Source organism: Streptomyces sp. NPDC051320 (genome assembly GCF_040682175.1).
GTDB lineage: Bacteria > Actinomycetota > Actinomycetes > Streptomycetales > Streptomycetaceae > Streptomyces.
Genome location: NZ_JBFBAL010000009.1, coordinates 338816 through 354409 on the forward strand (window position 1 = coordinate 338816; position 15594 = coordinate 354409).

The following is a 15594-nucleotide window of genomic DNA, read 5'->3' on the forward strand; positions in this document are numbered from 1 at the left end:
GCGTGCGGGGGCGAACGAGTCGGGCGGGCCGCCCGACCGGGCGGGTCAGGCGAGTACGGCGCGGGAGTCCAGGGCGAGGACGCCGTGGGGGCGTACGAGAAGGGGGTTGACCTCGATCTCGGCGATTTCCGGGTGGGCGGCGGCGAACGCCGTGATCGTTTCCACGGCGGCCGCGGCCGCCGTGACGTCGACGGGAGGCCGGCCGCGTACACCGTCGAGCAGCGCGGCGGTGCGCAGTCCGCGCAGCAGGAGCGCGGCGCGGTCGGCGGACACGGGAGCCAGGGTGAAGGCGACGTCGTGCAGCGCCTCCGCCAGAACTCCGCCAAGACCGACCAGGGCGACGGGGCCGAACCGCGGATCGCGGTTGACGCCGACGATCAGCTCGATCCCGTCGGCCAGGTCAGCCATGGCCTCCACGGAGTACGAGGGAGCACCGAGCCGGGCATGCATCTCGCGGAAGGCGGCGAGCAGTTCGTCGGGGCCGGCCAGGCCCAGTGCCACGCCGCCCGCGTCGGATTTGTGCAGCAGGTGCAGCGCCTTGAGTGCGTACGGCCCGGTGAACCCGGTGGTAGCAGCGAGGAGTTCGCCCTCGCCGTGAAACTCCCGGGCCGGTGGGAAGGGGAGCCCGGCCGCTTCGAGTGCTCTGCGGGTCTGCAGGTAGCCGGTCTCGCGCAGTGGCGGGGCGGGCCGCGGGAGGGCCGTGACGCCGGTACCCGGCGTGCCGGGCGCCGTCGCGGCCAGGGCGCGAGCGGCGTCCTCGGTGGCCTCGAACACGGGAATGCCGGCTGCTGTGAGGGCGCGGCAGCTGGGGGAGTCGGGGTACATCGACTGCACCACCAGTGGTTTCGCGGTTTCGCGGTGGCGGGCGGCGATGAGGCGGGCGGCCGCCTGTTCCCCGTCCGCCAGCGCCCTGCCGCCTCCGCCCAGCCCGCCGTCGGCCGCCGCGTAGCCACCGAAGTAGCCGGTTATCACGACGGCGTCGATCTCCTCGGCCGCCAGCAGCGTGGTGACGGTCTCGGCGTAGGAGCCGGGGTCCTGCTCGCCCATGCCGGCCAGGTCCACCGGGTTCGCGACGGCCGACTGCTCCCACAGGGCCTCCCGCAGGCGCTGCCGCGTCGGAGGCCGCAACTCGGGGACGGTCAGCCCGGCCGCCTCCGCCGCGTCGGCCGCGACGACGCCGTGGCCACCGCCGTCCGTGAGCACGGCGACCCGGCGGCCGGCCGCTCGCCGTCCGCCGTCCAGCGCGGCCAGTACGACGGTGAGTTCGCGCGGGGTGGCGACCAGCTGCACGCCGGCGTCCCGGCAGGCTGCCGTCACCACATCGGCGGCAGTGGTCAGCGCCCCGGTGTGGGACTGGGCACTGCGTGCAGAGGCTTCTCCGCGTCCGGCGGTCAGCAGCACCACCGGCTTGCCCGCTTCGGCGGCTGCCTCGGCGAACGCGCGTCCGTCGGCGAAGTCCTCCGCGTAGACCGCGATGGCGCGAGTGCCCTCATGCCGGTCGCAGTCGGCGAGCAGGTCGACCAGAGTCACGTCGGCCTGGTTGCCCAGCGAGACGAAACGGGAGAAGCCGAGGCCGTGCGGGCGGAAGCGGAGCTGGATTTCGAGGGCGAGGTTGCCGCTCTGGCTGAGGAGGGCGACACCGCCGGGGGAGAAGGTGTCGGACGCGAGGAAGAGGTCGGTGGTGTTGTCGGTCAGGCCCAGGCAGTTGGGGCCGATCATGACGGCACCGGCGGCACGCACGCGTTCGGCGACGGTCTGCTGGCGTATCCGCCCGGCCTCGCCGGTCTCGGCGAAGCCCGCGGTGATCGCGACGATCGCCCGAGCTCCGCAGCCCAGGGCCTCGTCGACGGCCTCTTCGAAGCCGGCGGCGGGCACCGAGACCACGGCCAGATCTATGTCTTCGCCGATCGCGCTCAGGCTGGGGGCCGCGGTGCGGCCGAGTACGGTACCGCCGCGGCGGTTGACCAGGTGGACGGGACGGCGCCCGTTCCCGCGGATGGCCTGGGCGGCGATGGCATGGCCGTACTTGGCGGGGTCGTCACTGGCTCCTACGACGGCGACGGAGATCGGGTCGAAGAGGGCCGACAGGTCGCGTCCCATCTCACTTCACCAGCCGCAGGGCGGAGTTGGGGCAGGCGGCGACGGCTGCCGCCACGGCGTCCTCGCCGTCGGCCGGCACGGCGTCCTCACGCACCTGCGCGTAGCCCCACTCGTCGAGGTCGATCAGCTCGGGCGCGGGTTCGTGGCACAGGCCGTAGCCCTGGCAACGGGTGGAGTCCAGCAGGAGTTTCATGGTGCGGTCCTTTCGGCGCCCGGGTGGGCGGATGAGTCGGAGGAGTCCGGTCGGGGAACGGCCACCACGAACCGGCGTCCGTCGCTGGGTGCCGGGCCGGCGCATACGGGGCAGGCTGAGCCCCGGTGGTCGTCGACCCGGTCGGGGAAGTGCGAAAGCAGGCTGGCGACGATGCGTGCGGCGGCGTCGAGCAGCCCGCAGGCGCCGCGGCCGGGCAGTTGCCGGGACCAGCGCCGCAGCTTCTCGGTCGTGTCGTCGCAGGACCCGCCGTGTGCGAGTGACATGAGCGTTTCGGCCAGCGCCCCGGTCCCGGAGACGCACACCCCGCACTGCCGCGCGCTCTGTGCCGCGAGGTACGCGGTCGCCTCGGTGGCCACGGCGACCGGGCAGTCCTCGGGGTGCAGGAAGTGCAACGCCCCGCAGCCGAGCGCGCCGCCCGCCGTGGCCAGCCCGTCGTGATCGAGCGGGAGGCCCCGCCAGCCGGCGCCGTGCAGTCCGCCGAACAGGCCGCCCAGCAGGACCGCATCGGCTCTGCCGTGCCCGAGCAGGGCGGCGAGAGCCTTCAGGTGCGTGCCGGCAGGTGCCTCGATCAGCGCGGAAGCGCCGCCGGTCCCGGAAACGGTCACCAGATGAGAGCCGGCGACGGCGGCCGCGGTATCGGGTTGGGAGTGCAGCACCGCGATGCGGGCCAGCGTCTCCACGTTGGCGAGGAGGGTGGGGAGGCCGCCGACACCCCTTTCGAACGGGCGCGGGGGTTTGGCCGTGGGCAGGGCCGGGCCGCCGTCGATGCGTCGTACGACCGCGGTCTCCTCCCCGGCGACGTACGTGTGCCGGGTCCGTACGACGTCGATGCGCAGGTCGCCGGGCCGCTCCGTGAGGGCCCGGCGGACGGCCGTCTCGGCGAGGGCGTCGGAGAGGTAGACGCAGCCGCGTCCGGCACCGGTCATGGCGGCCGCCAGGCGGACGCCGTCCAGCACCAGGTGGGGGCGGTGACGCAGCAGCCAGCGGTCCTTGACGGAGCCCGGCTCACCCTCTTCGCCGTTGGCGACGACCACGGTCGGGCCGGGGGAGTGACGGACGGTGCGCAGCTTGACGGCCGCAGGGAAACCGGCACCACCGCGCCCGCGCAGACCCACGGCGGCGATCTGTTCGAGAAGCCGGTCCGGCCTGGGCACCGGTGCGTAGCCACCCACCGCCACGTACGGGGCGAGGTCTCCCGACGCCGGGTGCGTGAGCAGGCTGTTCCGCCCTTCCGGGAGCAGGGTGAAGACGCCGGTCATGCGGTGCTCCAATGCTCGGGGTGGCCGGAGGGAGTGGGGTCGAAGCGGGATCTCAGCCGTGCCAGTGCCGCTGCCAGGTCGCGCCGTTGTGCTGCGGTGTTCTCGTAGCCGGGGCCGGGCAGGCCGATCAGCATGCGGTGGTGATCGAGGACGACCTCACCGGCCACCAGTGCCGGGCAGGGGTCGGCGGTCGCGGATCCGTCCGCCGCCTCGACCACCAGGGCGGTGACTTCACCGAGGTAGCGCAGCCAGCCGTGCTGTGTGCCGCGCAGCACCAGCCGCTCGACGCGGCGTCGCTCGGCGGCGACGAGGGCCGGGGGAGGGCGGCCGACCGCGGGGGCCCGTAGGGCGGCCACTGCGGCGGGCAGTTCCTGTTCGGGCTCCGGGGTGAGACCGAGCCATACGAGACTTCGGCGAGCGCTCATGCGTGCCTCCGGGGTCGCCCTGTTCCCGCGGCCGGGAACGGGTGGCGCGGCGATGGCGGGTGAGGGTTTCCGCGTCGAAGAGAACGGCGGGAAACGGGGGCCGGGTACGCGGCGAACGCCGTGCACCACGAGGACGCGGGGTGTGCGGATGACGGCCCGCAAACCCCTGGGATGCGCCGGGAGCCGTCTGCTGGAGCCGGCGCATCTGCCTCTTCGAGATTAACTAACTAATTAGTCAGCCCACAAGTCTTGACTTGCGCCTCGGCCGGTTCCAGTCTGACTAACCAATCAGTCAGTCGGCCGCAAATGCCCCTGCGGAACCTGCCGACCGTCCGGACCACAGCCTCACCGCCCATCGCCGCCCCGCGGCGCGGAGGAGGACACATGCACCCCCCGACCACCCGGGCAACCACGCCACCCGCGGCTGCGCCGGAGCCGGCTCCCGAGCACCCCGGCGAAGCCCTGCCCGCCCGCTACTACACCGATCCGGCCATCGCCGCCGCGGAGACCGAGCGCATCTTCGCCAGGTCCTGGCAGCTCGTCTGCCACGAAACCGACCTCCCCGGGCCCGGCGCGCGCCTCACCGCCACGGCTGCGGGCCGGGAGGTTCTGGTGGTCCGGACCGAGGACGGCGGTCTCGCCGCTCACCTCAACGTCTGCCGCCACCGCGGCACCCGCCTGGTCGCCGGTCCGGAGCCTTCGGGCAAGGCGATCCGCTGCCCGTATCACGGCTGGACCTACAAGCTGGACGGGCGACTCGTCGGCGCTCCCGAGGCACGCCGGATCCCCTGCCTGGACAAACCCCGGCTCGGGCTGCACCGGGTCAACGTGGAGTCCTTCCTCGGCTTCGTCTTCGTCAACCTCGACCTCGACGCGGCGCCGCTCGCGGAAGCCTGCGCCGGCCTCGCCGAGGCCGTGGGCCGTTACGCCGGACCCGGCCTCACACCCGTGGGCAAGTACCGCATTCACGACCTCGCAGGCGTCGCGGAGGAGCAGAACGCCAACTGGAAGGTGATCGTCGACAACTACCTCGAGGGTTACCACGTCCCCGTCGCCCACCCCGCGCTGATGCGTCTGCTGGACTACCAGGCGTACACGGTGGACGTGCAGGAGAACTACGTCCTCTTCGAGTCGCCGCTGCGCGACAAGCCGTCCTCGAACTGGACGGAGCGGCTCTACCAGCGGCTGGCCACACCGATGCCGGGACTGACCGAGGCCGACCGGCGCGTATGGCGCTACGCCGTGATCTATCCGAACACGCTCATCGACTTCTACCCTGACCACGTGCTCGCGTGGACCGCTCTTCCCACCGCCCAGGACCGGGCGGCGATCCCCGGTGCCTTCTACACCCGGCGGGGCGAGAGCCTGCGCACCAGGCTGGCCCGGAGGCTGAACATCCACATCGGCTGGGTCACCAACGACGAGGACGCCGAGCTGGTGGAACGCGTACAGGCCGGCCTGTCCACGCCCGGGTTCGAGCCGGGGCCGCTCTCGCACCGCGAGGCCGCCGTGGGCTGGTTCGCCCGCCGGGTCCGGGACGACCTGGAGGGGCACGCACGGTGACACCCTCCCGTACGGCGGCCGGGCCGCAGCCCTGCCCCCGGTTCCTCGCGTGGTGCTTACCCCTCACCCGCTGACACACTCCCGCACCCTCCCCAGACCGGTCTTCACTACGGAGTCAGGGCCTCCGTGAGCCGACCCACCGGTCCTGCCCTGGAGTTGTTCCGTCCCTCGACGGAGAGGACGCTCCATGTCCCCCGAGGTACCCCCACCGACCCGACGCGCCATGCTGCGGGCAGGCGCCTGCGGCCTGCTGGGCGCCGCGGCCGGCGGCTGCGGGTTCATGCCCGCCAGAACACCCGACGCCAAGGCCCTCGCCCCGGTCAGGGCACGTGTCGACGGCGATCTCGTCTATTTCAACTGGGCCGACTTCGTCGACCCGTCCGTCTTCAAGGGCTTCGAGAAGGAGTACCGCGTCAAGGTCGTCCAGTCGAACTTCGACTCGATGGAGGGCATGGTCGCCAAGCTGAACGCCGGCAACCGCTACGACGTCATCTTCCCCACCGCCAAATGGGCCCAGCGACTCGTGCGAGGCGGCCGACTGCGCCGTATCGACCACACTGAGCTCACCAACTCGCACGCCGTGTTCGGCACGCACGGCTACTTCGCCGACCCCTGGTACGACGCCGGCTCCGCTCACACGGTCCCCTTCACCGTCTACAAGACCGGCCTCGGCTGGCGCCGTGACAGGATCGGCGAGCTGACCGGATCCTGGAAGGATCTGTGGAACGACGAGGCCAGGGGCAAAGTGTTCCTGCTCGACGACCGCGACGAGGTCCTCGGCATGGGCGCCCTGGAACTCGGCCTGGACGTCAGCACCGGAGACACCGGCGGCCTCGGCCGCATCACCTCCCTGCTGAGCACCCTCCGCCCACGGCTGCGTGGCTTCTCCAGCGACAGCTACAACAACCTCCTCAACGGCAACGCGACGATCACCCAGGCGTGGAGCGGGGACATGGCCGCCATGCTCAATCAGGCCAAGGATCCCTCCGTCTTCGGCTTCGAGGCTCCCAAGGAGGGCACGCCGATCAACTCCGACTGCTACGCCATCCCCTGGAACGCCCCCCACCCGGGCACCGCGATGCTGTTCATCGACTACATGCTGCGGCCGGAGAACGTGAAGAAGAACATCGAGTACATCGGCTACCCGATGCCGGTGGCAGGCTCCGAGAAGGTCTACGCCGAGCTCGTCAAGCCCTTCCCCGAGTGCCTGGTCACCGACGACGACCTCAAGGCGGACCTCTTCTTCCGCAACGGCAGCCGCGCGGCGGAGGATGCCCGCGACACCGCCTGGACGCATGTGAAGGCGGGCTGAGACATGGCACAGCTGCGTCACCGCCCGCCACACGTCCGCCGTCGCGGCACGGACGTCACCGGCACCCGGATGTGGACCTGGTTCATGCTGCCCGGCACCCTGTGGATGACCGGATTCCTCATCGCCTCGCTGGTGCTCGTCGCCGTACTCGCCGTCGGCACCACCGACGAACTCGGCAACCCGCGCTTCGGCTTCGACCTCGCCGGCGTCCGCGCCCTCGCCGACCCCGCCTACACCGAAGTCCTGGCGCGATCCCTCGGCTACGCCCTGCTGACCTGCGTCATCTGCCTGCTGATCGCCTACCCGGTGGCGTACACCGTCGCCCTGTACGGCGGCCGGTACAAGCACGCGCTGATCGCCGCGATCGTGGTGCCGTTCTTCGCCAACTACCTGGTGCGGATGTACGGCTGGTCGGTCGTCCTCTCCGACGACGGGCCCGTGTTGCGCGCCCTTCGCGCGGTGGGGCTGGCGGACAGCGGGACGAAGATCCTCAACACCGGTGTCGGCGTGGTCGCGGGACTCGTCTACGGCTTCGTCGTTTTCATGATCATCCCGCTGTACGCGGCACTGGAACGACTGGACGTCTCCCTCATCGAGGCCGGCCGCGACCTGTACGGCGGCCCGCTGCGGACTTTCCTCTTCGTCACCCTGCCCGCCACCCGGCAGGGTGCGGCGGCCGGGCTCGTCCTGGTCTTCCTGCCCGCCATGGGCGACTTCGTCAGCGCCCAACTCATGGGAGGACCGGACCAGATCATGATCGGCAATCTCATCCAGGACAAGTTCTTCCAGGGCCAGAACTGGCCACTGGGCTCCGCGCTGACCATGCTGCTGATGCTGGTCCTGCTCATCGGGATGTTCGGCTATCTGCGGCGCACCCGCAAGGACGAGGCGGAGGCCCGCCGATGACCCTGCTGCGCCTGCCCTCCACCACCGCCCCCGCCCGGCCCGCCGCACGCGCCCGCACACGGCGCGGCCGCGCCGATCGCAGGCCGCGGGTCCTCGTCGCCGTCACGGCGCTCTTCTTCGCACTGCTCTACCTGCCCATCGGCGTAGTGGCCCTGTTCTCGTTCAACTCCAAGAAGTCCCTGACGGTCTTCGGCGGGTTCAGCCTGCGCTGGTACCGCGCCTTCGTCCACGACGACGTACTGATCTCCTCCCTGGGCACCAGCCTGCGGATCTCCCTGGTGGCGATGGCCGGTGCGGTCCTCATCGGGGTGGCCCTCGCGCTCGGTCTGGTGCGCTGCCGCACCCGGCTCGGCTCGCTCGCCGGCCTGATCATGCTCGTCCCGCTGATCACCCCGGAGATCGTCACCGGCGTCGCGTCGATGCTGCTCTTCAAGGGTCTGGGCGTGGCGCTGTCCACCGGCACGGTGATGCTGTCGGAGATCACCTTCTCCATCTCCTACGTCACCGTGATCCTCCGCTCCCGGGTCGCCGCGCTGAACCCCGAGGTGGAGGAGGCCGCGATGGACCTGGGCGCCACCCGTTGGCAGGCGGTCCGCCTGGTCACCCTGCCCGCCCTGCTGCCCGCCGTACTCGCCAGTGCCGTACTGATCTTCGCGCTGGTCTTCGACGACTTCGTCCTCGCCTACTTCACCACCGGAGTCGACCCCCAGCCGCTGTCGGTACGCATCTATTCGGCGATCCGCTTCGGGGTGCAGCCCACCATCAACGCCGTCGGCACCCTGATGCTCGCCGGATCCATCGGCCTGATCGCCCTGGCCCTGTTCCTTCCCCGCCTCTTCGGCCGCCGCGGCGGCCTCGACATCCTCTCCGGAGAGTGACCTCCATGGACGTGACCGACGCGATCCCGGCCGTCCGGCTCGACGGCGTCTCCAAGCAGTTCGCGGACTCCTACGCCGTACACGACCTCGACCTCGACATCGAGGCCGGCCACTTCTTCTCCCTGCTCGGCCCTTCCGGCTGCGGCAAGACCACCTCGCTGCGCATGATCGGTGGGTTCAGCGACCCCACCGAGGGTTCGGTGCTGCTCGCCGGCGAGGACGTGACCGGGCTGCCGCCCAATAAGCGCAACGTCAACACCGTCTTCCAGAGCTATGCGCTGTTCGACCACCTGAGCATCACCGACAACATCGCCTTCGGCCTCAAACGCAAGGGCGTGGACCGGGCGGAGATCCGGCAGCGTGTCGGCGAGATGCTGGAGCTGGTGCAGCTCGGCGGTCTCGCCGAGCGCAAGCCCCGTACCCTCTCCGGCGGCCAGCGGCAGCGCGTCGCCCTGGCCCGCGCCCTGGTCAACCGGCCCGCGGTGCTGCTCCTCGACGAGCCGCTGGCCGCCCTCGACCTGAAACTGCGCCGTCAGATGCAGGTGGAACTCAAGCAGATCCAGCGCGAGGTCGGCATCACCTTCGTCTTCGTCACCCACGACCAGGACGAGGCACTGACCATGTCCGACCGGATCGCCGTGATGCACGAGGGCCGTGTCGAACAATGCGGCACCCCCGAGGACGTCTACGAGCACCCGGCCAGCAACTTCGTCGCCTCCTTCATGGGCACCTCGAACCTGATGGCCGGCACCTACCGAAGCGGCGAGGTCGCCCTCGACCATGGTCCCGCCCTGGCGGTCGGCAGCCGCACCGGTATCACGGACGGCACCGCCGTCAGCGTGTCGGTACGCCCGGAAAAGATATGGCTGTCCGACTTCGAACCCGGCATGTCGGTGCTCAGCGGCGTCGTCCGCGACACCGTCTACAGCGGGCCGACCACCACCTATCTGATCGAACTGGCACCCGGGGTCACGCTGTCGGTGCTGGAGCAGAACACAGCCCGCGCGCGCATGGAGGACCGCTGGAGCGGCGGCGAGAGCGTGGAGATCGGCTGGCGGCTGGAACACTGCCTGGTCCTGGCCTGAGCGCACGCAACCGTCCCTGACGCACCGATGAAAGCGAAACTGATGCATCATGACGTGATCGTGCTCGGCGCCGGGCTGGCCGGGCTCGCCGCGGCCCGCGACCTGGCGGCCGCCGGCACCGACGTACTGGTCCTGGAGGCCCGGGACCGCGTCGGCGGCCGGGTCGAACAGGCCAGGCTGCCCGACGGCCGTACCGTCCAGTTGGGCGGGGAAGTGGTGGGCCGCGCCCACACCGCCTACCTTCAACTGGCCGGGGAACTGGGACTGAAGCTGGTCCCGAGCTATGTCGCCGAGCCGGGTCGCCTCACCCGCGCCACCCCGGAGGGCCGTTCGGCCGGTGATCCGCCGCACTGGTTCGGACCCGGCGACGCGGCCGTGCACGCACGGCTCGGCGCGGAGTTCACCGCCCTGGCCGCCACCGTCGACCCCGACGACCCCTGGTCGCATCCGGAGGCGGCCGCCCTGGACCGGCTGTCGGTGGGCGACTGGCTGCGCTCGCAGCACGCCACGCCCCCAGTCGTACGCCTGTGGGACATCGGACAACTCGCCCTCGCCGGAGGTTCCTACGAGCGGATCTCACTCCTGGCCGCTTTGCGAAAGAGCGCCGCGGTGGCCGGTTCCGGCGGGAGCGACTACGACTACGACGACTGGGAGGGACTGCGGCTCGCCGAGGGCTCCGCCACCCTCGCCGAGGTCATGGGCCGTGAACTCGGCCCCCGCATCCGCCTCGGCTCGCCCGTCGCCGCCCTGGACGTACGCCCCGGCCGCTGCACCGTACGCGTCGCCACCGGCGAAACCCTCACCGCCGACGCGGTGGTGAGCGCCCTGCCCGTGGGGCCTCTGCGGTCCGTCTCCGTCACCGGCGTGGGCGAGGCGCGACTCGCGTCCCTGCACCGCCAACGCCACGCGACAGCAGCCAAGTTCGCTGCCGCCTACGACCGTCCTTTCTGGCGCGCGAAGGGCCTGAGCGGCCTGTCCGAATCCGAGGGAGTCCTGGGCAGCACCTGGCCGCAGAGCGAAGGAGTCCTTTCCGCCCTGGTACCGCCCGAACGCTACGGCGTCCTGCTGGGCACCCCGCCCCACCTGCGCACCGCCGAACTGCTCTCGGAGGTAGCCACGCTGTACGGCGACGAAGCCCACCGCCCGCTCGCGTGCTACCTGCGGCTGTGGGGCACCGACCCGTGGACCCAGGGCTATGTCACCCAGTGGCCGCCGGGCGAGGTCATGGCGGTCGGCCCGCTGCACGGCACCCACGAACCCCCGTTCTACGTCTGCGGCTCCGACCAGTGGGTCGCCGGATACATGGAAGGCGCCGTCCGCACCGGCCGCGCCGCCGCCGAGGAGGCCCTGCGCCGTGGCTGACCACACCCCCCTCACCACCGTCCTGAACCACATCGGCGGCAAGGACGTGCCCGCCGCGTCCGGAGCAACTCTGCGCCTGATCGACCCGGCCACCGGCCGCGTCCACGGCACGGCTCCGCTCTCCGGCGCCGACGACGTCGACGCGGCCCACCGGGCGGCCCAGGACGCCTTCGAGGGCTGGTCGGCCACCACCCCGGTGCAGCGGCAGACCGCGCTGCTGCGCATCGCCGACGCCATGGAGCGGCAGGCCGACACCCTGGCGAGTGCCGAGGTCACCGACACCGGGAAACCGCGTGCCCTGTTCCTGGCGGACGAGCTGCCCGCGATCGTCGACGTGGTGCGGTATTTCGCCGGAGCCGCCCGGAACCTGCCGGGCGCAGCCGCCATGGAGTATGCCCCCGGCCGCACCTCCGTACTGCGCCGCGAGCCGGTCGGCGTCTGCGCCCAGATCACCCCGTGGAACTACCCGCTGATGATGGCCGTGTGGAAGGTGGCGCCCGCACTCGCCGCCGGCAACACCGTCATCCTCAAGCCGTCCGACACCACCCCGTCCTCGGCCACACTCCTCGCCCGGCTGGCTGCCGAGCACCTGCCGCCAGGCGCGCTCAACGTCGTGTGCGGCGACCGTGACACCGGGCGCCACCTGGTCGTGCACCCCGGTGTCCGGCAGGTCGCCGTGACCGGCAGTGTCCGCGCCGGACAGCAGATCGCCGTCGCGGCGGCCGCCGACCTCAAGCGGCTCCACCTGGAACTCGGCGGCAACGCGCCGGTGGTGATCCACGAAGACGCCGATCTCGACGAGGCGGTCGAGCAGTTGTCGTCGCTCGCCTTCTACAACGCGGGCCAGGACTGCACGGCCGCCACCAGGATCCTGGTCCACCACCGGATCCACGACGCCTTCCTCGCCGCCTTCGCCCAGCGGGCCGGGCAGCAGGTGTCGGGGGACCCCGACGACCCGGACACCGACTTCGGCCCTCTCAACAACGCCGCCCAACTCGCCTCCGTACGCCGCCTGCTGGCATCGCTCCCGGACCACGCCGAGGTCGTCACAGGCGGCGCGGCGCTGGTCCGCCCCGGGTTCTTCCACCAGGCCACGGTGGTCGCCGGGGTCGGGCAGGAGGACGAGATCGTGCAGAGCGAGGTGTTCGGACCGGTCGTCACCGTCCAGTCCTTCACCCACGAGTCAGAGGCGTTCCACCTGGCGAACTCGGTCCCCCAGGGACTCGCCGCGAGCGTCTGGACGAGAGACCACGACCGGGCCATGCGCGCGAGCCGCGCGATGCGCGCAGGGATCGTCTGGGTCAACACCCATGGCACGACCGTGTCGGAGATGCCGCACGGGGGCGTGCGCCACTCCGGTTACGGCAGCGACCTCTCCCTCACCGGGCTGCTGGACTACACGCAGGTCAAACACGTCATGCTGTGAGTGGCGGCCACCCGTCGAGGCGGTGGTGAGCGTTCGCGGGGGCCGGTGCCTCTGCCGGCGCCACAATAGGTGGCCGACGGTGCGGTCTCCGGGTCCGCGACCGCGGTGTGGCTGTCTTCGGTGGCGAGGAGCGTCCCCCACCGCTCGTTGTCACGGACGGTCCGTGAACAGAACGGGCCGTTGACATGTACCGACTCGGCGGTGAATGGTGATGCTTGAAACTCCAGCGTTCCAAGCATGTCTGCGCAGACATCGCACACCTTGCTGTTCGGTACGAACGGAGAACACTCCTTGCGGATCCTTCGAAACCGCCCCAGACAGGCAGCGGCTGCCGCAGTGTCGGCCCTGGTGCTCGCCCTCACCACCCTGACGGTTCCGGCCGCCCAGGCGCACGCGGCGGCTCCGCCGTCGGCCGTACTGGACTCCGGTACCAAGAACGTCACCTGGCAGAGCCCGGTCTATGCCAAGGGGACCGTGGGCTCGCCCGACAAATGCGGAACCGCGGCGGAAGACCCGGACAACGCCGTCTGCTCCCGATTCGACCTGACGGTGCATCCGCCGGCCGGTCAGTGGGACGACAACCCCGAGGGCGGCGTCCCCGTCTCCATCCAGTGGCAGACGCCCACCGACGACTTCGACATGTACATCTACGACGCGGCCGGCAAACAGGTCGCCTCCAGCGCCGGCACGGCCGACCCCGAGGCCACCGTCATCCCCAAGGCCTCCGGCACCTACCAGGTGGTGGTCGTCCCCTACGACGTCCACGACAACTCCTTCACCGGCACGGCGTACCTCCCCGAGCCCACCGACGCGGGAAACCTCACCGGCTTCAGCGGCTCGCACGGTACGTACGAGATCGCGGCGGGCGCGCTCAAGGCCCGCGCCGACTTCTTCACCGACGACACCATGCGCCTGCAGGCCGCTCCGGACGGTGTCCTCACCGATCCGCCGAACAGCCACATGATCCGGAAACAGCCGACCCCGCAGCGGCGCACCTCGGCCTTCGACGCCGGTTCCTACTACGGGATCCGCTCCAAAGGGGTGGTGCTGCGCGTCTACAAGAAGCCGCTGGAGTTCGCCCTCTACAAGGCGGACGACCGCACCGTCATCTGGGCGGAGGCCGCTCCGTTGCGCTGGACCGCGGGCGGTATGCGGCAGAGCCTGAAGCGCGGCGCCACCGAGCAGTTCTTCGGCGGCGGCGAACAGAACGGCAGCTTCTCCCACCGCGACCAGCTGATGAACGTCGGCAACAACACCAACTGGAACGAGGGCGGCTACAACAACTCCCAGCCGTTCTACATCTCGTCCGCCGGCTACGGGGTGTTCCGGAACACCATGACACCGGGCACCTACGACTTCGGCTCCCCGGTGCGCACCGGACAGCAGGAGCGGCGCCTGGACGCCTACTACTTCACCGGTGACACCAAGTCCGTGATCGGCAAGTACACCTCCCTGGTGGGCAAGCCGTTCATGCCCCCGGTCTACGGCCTCGAACCGGGCGACTCCGACTGTTACCTGCACAACGCCAACCGGGGCGAGCGCCACACCCTGGACGCGCTGAAGGTCGCCGACGGATATGTCCAGAACCAGATGCCGCTCGGCTGGATGCTGGTCAACGACGGCTACGGCTGCGGCTACGAGAACCTCCCGCAGACCGGCGCCGGCCTCAACAAGGACCATGCCCAGCTGGGGCTCTGGACGCAGAACGGTCTGCCCGACCAGGCCGCGGAGGCCAAGGCGGGGGTCCGCGTCCGCAAGCTGGACGTCGCCTGGGTAGGGAACGGCTACGGCATGGCACTGGACGCCTGCGACCAGGCCAAGGCCGGCATCGAGGACAACAGTGATGCGCGCGGCTTCGTCTGGCTTCCGGTGTCCTGGGCCGGTGCGCAGCGCTGCGGTGTGCTGTGGAGCGGGGACCAGAAGCTGTCCTGGGACTACCTCCGCTGGCAGATCCCCACCTATGCGGGTGCCACCCTGTCCGGTATCGCGTACAACACCGGTGACGTCGGCTCCATCTACAGCCACGACCCCGAGATGTACGCACGCGACCTCCAGTGGAAGGCGTTCCTGCCGGCCATCATGACGATGGACGGCTGGGCGAGCGACATCACCACCAAGAAGCCGCACGACCAGCAGCCGTGGCTGGACGGCGAGCCGTACACGTCGATCAACCGCAAGTACCTGCAGCTCAAGGAGCGGCTGCTGCCGTACATGTACACGCTCTCCAAGGACGCCACGAAGACCGGCGTCGGAGCGGTGCGGCCGCTGTCGCTGGAGTACCCCGACGACCCGAAGACGCTCGGCCCGGACGCCAGGTACGAGTTCATGTCGGGTTCGGACTTCCTGGTCGCACCCGTCTACAGCGACATGGACGTCCGTAACGGCATCTACCTGCCCAAGGGCACCTGGACCGATTACTGGACGGGGAAGACCTATCAGGGTCCGACCACGGTCAACGGTTACCACGCACCGCTCGACACCCTTCCGCTGTTCGTCAAGGGCGGTTCCATCGTGCCGATGTGGCCCCAGGGCACGACATCCTGGGAGACCCGGGACAAGCACGAGCTGGACTACGACATCTACCCGAAGGGCACCACGGACTACACCCTGTACGAGGACGACGGCGTGACCCGGAAGTTCGCGACCGGCTCGTCGGCCACCCAGCACGTCCGGGTGCAGGCGCCCGCCCACGGCAAGGCGCCGACCACCATCACGGTCGGGGCGAGTGCCGGCGACTACCAGGGCAAGCCGGCCTCACGTGCCTACCGCTTGAGCGTGCACGCCGCCGGCCTGTCGAAGCAGGTCGTGATGGACGGCAGCCGGCTGCCCCGGCTGCACTCCGCCGAGGCGTTCGCCGCGGCCACGTCCGGCTGGTACACCGATCCGGCCACCGGCGTCACACAGATCAGGACACCGGCTGTCTCCACCGGCCACGGCTTCGCGGTCACCCTGCGGCGGTAACCGCCGGGGGCCGAGCGTCGGGGGGGGGGGGGGGGGGGGGCCCCCCCCCCCGCGCCGCGCGGGGGGGGGGAAACTAAAGTAACCGGCCGGGGCCGAGAAAGAG

General features: G+C 70.8%; 12 protein-coding genes. 8 read left to right on the plus strand and 4 right to left on the minus strand.

Going from position 1 to position 15594, the window contains the following annotated elements:
- Positions 1-45: 45 nt before the first annotated feature.
- Genes AB0M87_RS21950 through AB0M87_RS21965 form a run of 4 tightly spaced genes read right to left on the minus strand, consistent with a single transcriptional unit; the run spans position 46 to position 3998 of the window.
- Positions 46-2100 (minus strand): acetate--CoA ligase family protein, encoded by a 2055-nt coding sequence (locus AB0M87_RS21950; RefSeq protein ID WP_365855374.1) that lies wholly within the window; start codon positions 2098-2100, stop codon positions 46-48.
- Between the two features lies 1 nt (position 2101).
- Positions 2102-2293 (minus strand): ferredoxin, encoded by a 192-nt coding sequence (locus tag AB0M87_RS21955; protein ID WP_365855376.1) that lies wholly within the window; start codon positions 2291-2293, stop codon positions 2102-2104.
- Positions 2290-3573, minus strand: a complete 1284-nt coding sequence (locus AB0M87_RS21960; protein ID WP_365855378.1) for an NADH-ubiquinone oxidoreductase-F iron-sulfur binding region domain-containing protein — start codon at positions 3571-3573, stop codon at positions 2290-2292. The genes AB0M87_RS21955 and AB0M87_RS21960 overlap by 4 nt, the downstream gene beginning before the upstream one ends.
- The gene (locus AB0M87_RS21965; protein ID WP_365855380.1) at positions 3570-3998 is read right to left on the minus strand and encodes a hypothetical protein; all 429 of its coding nucleotides are present in this window, start codon (positions 3996-3998) and stop codon (positions 3570-3572) included. Before AB0M87_RS21965 ends, AB0M87_RS21960 begins: the two co-directional genes overlap by 4 nt.
- Positions 3999-4382: 384 nt before the next feature.
- On the opposite strand from AB0M87_RS21965, the gene AB0M87_RS21970 reads away from it, so the two are divergent.
- From AB0M87_RS21970 to AB0M87_RS22005, 8 genes are all read left to right on the plus strand, one after another.
- Positions 4383-5561, plus strand: a complete 1179-nt coding sequence (locus AB0M87_RS21970) for an aromatic ring-hydroxylating dioxygenase subunit alpha (protein ID WP_365855382.1) — start codon at positions 4383-4385, stop codon at positions 5559-5561.
- Between the two features lie 187 nt (positions 5562-5748).
- On the plus strand, positions 5749-6873 hold the full coding sequence (locus AB0M87_RS21975; protein WP_365855384.1) for a spermidine/putrescine ABC transporter substrate-binding protein: 1125 nt from the start codon (positions 5749-5751) through the stop codon (positions 6871-6873).
- A gap of 3 nt (positions 6874-6876) precedes the next feature.
- Complete coding sequence (locus tag AB0M87_RS21980) at positions 6877-7779, plus strand: ABC transporter permease (RefSeq protein WP_365855386.1); 903 nt, start codon at positions 6877-6879, stop codon at positions 7777-7779.
- Positions 7776-8657 (plus strand): ABC transporter permease, encoded by an 882-nt coding sequence (locus AB0M87_RS21985; protein ID WP_365855388.1) that lies wholly within the window; start codon positions 7776-7778, stop codon positions 8655-8657. Before AB0M87_RS21980 ends, AB0M87_RS21985 begins: the two co-directional genes overlap by 4 nt.
- Positions 8658-8662: 5 nt before the next feature.
- Positions 8663-9742 (plus strand): ABC transporter ATP-binding protein, encoded by a 1080-nt coding sequence (locus tag AB0M87_RS21990; protein ID WP_365855390.1) that lies wholly within the window; start codon positions 8663-8665, stop codon positions 9740-9742.
- Between the two features lie 42 nt (positions 9743-9784).
- Positions 9785-11104, plus strand: coding sequence for an NAD(P)/FAD-dependent oxidoreductase (locus AB0M87_RS21995; RefSeq protein ID WP_365855392.1), 1320 nt, complete (start codon positions 9785-9787; stop codon positions 11102-11104).
- Positions 11097-12530 carry an aminobutyraldehyde dehydrogenase gene (locus AB0M87_RS22000; RefSeq protein WP_365855394.1) on the plus strand — a complete coding sequence of 478 codons (1434 nt, stop codon included), beginning with the start codon at positions 11097-11099 and terminating at the stop codon, positions 12528-12530. Before AB0M87_RS21995 ends, AB0M87_RS22000 begins: the two co-directional genes overlap by 8 nt.
- Positions 12531-12767: 237 nt before the next feature.
- Positions 12768-15491: a TIM-barrel domain-containing protein gene (locus AB0M87_RS22005; RefSeq protein ID WP_365855396.1), complete on the plus strand. Its 2724-nt coding sequence runs from the start codon at positions 12768-12770 to the stop codon at positions 15489-15491.
- The last annotated feature ends 103 nt before the right edge of the window (positions 15492-15594 follow it).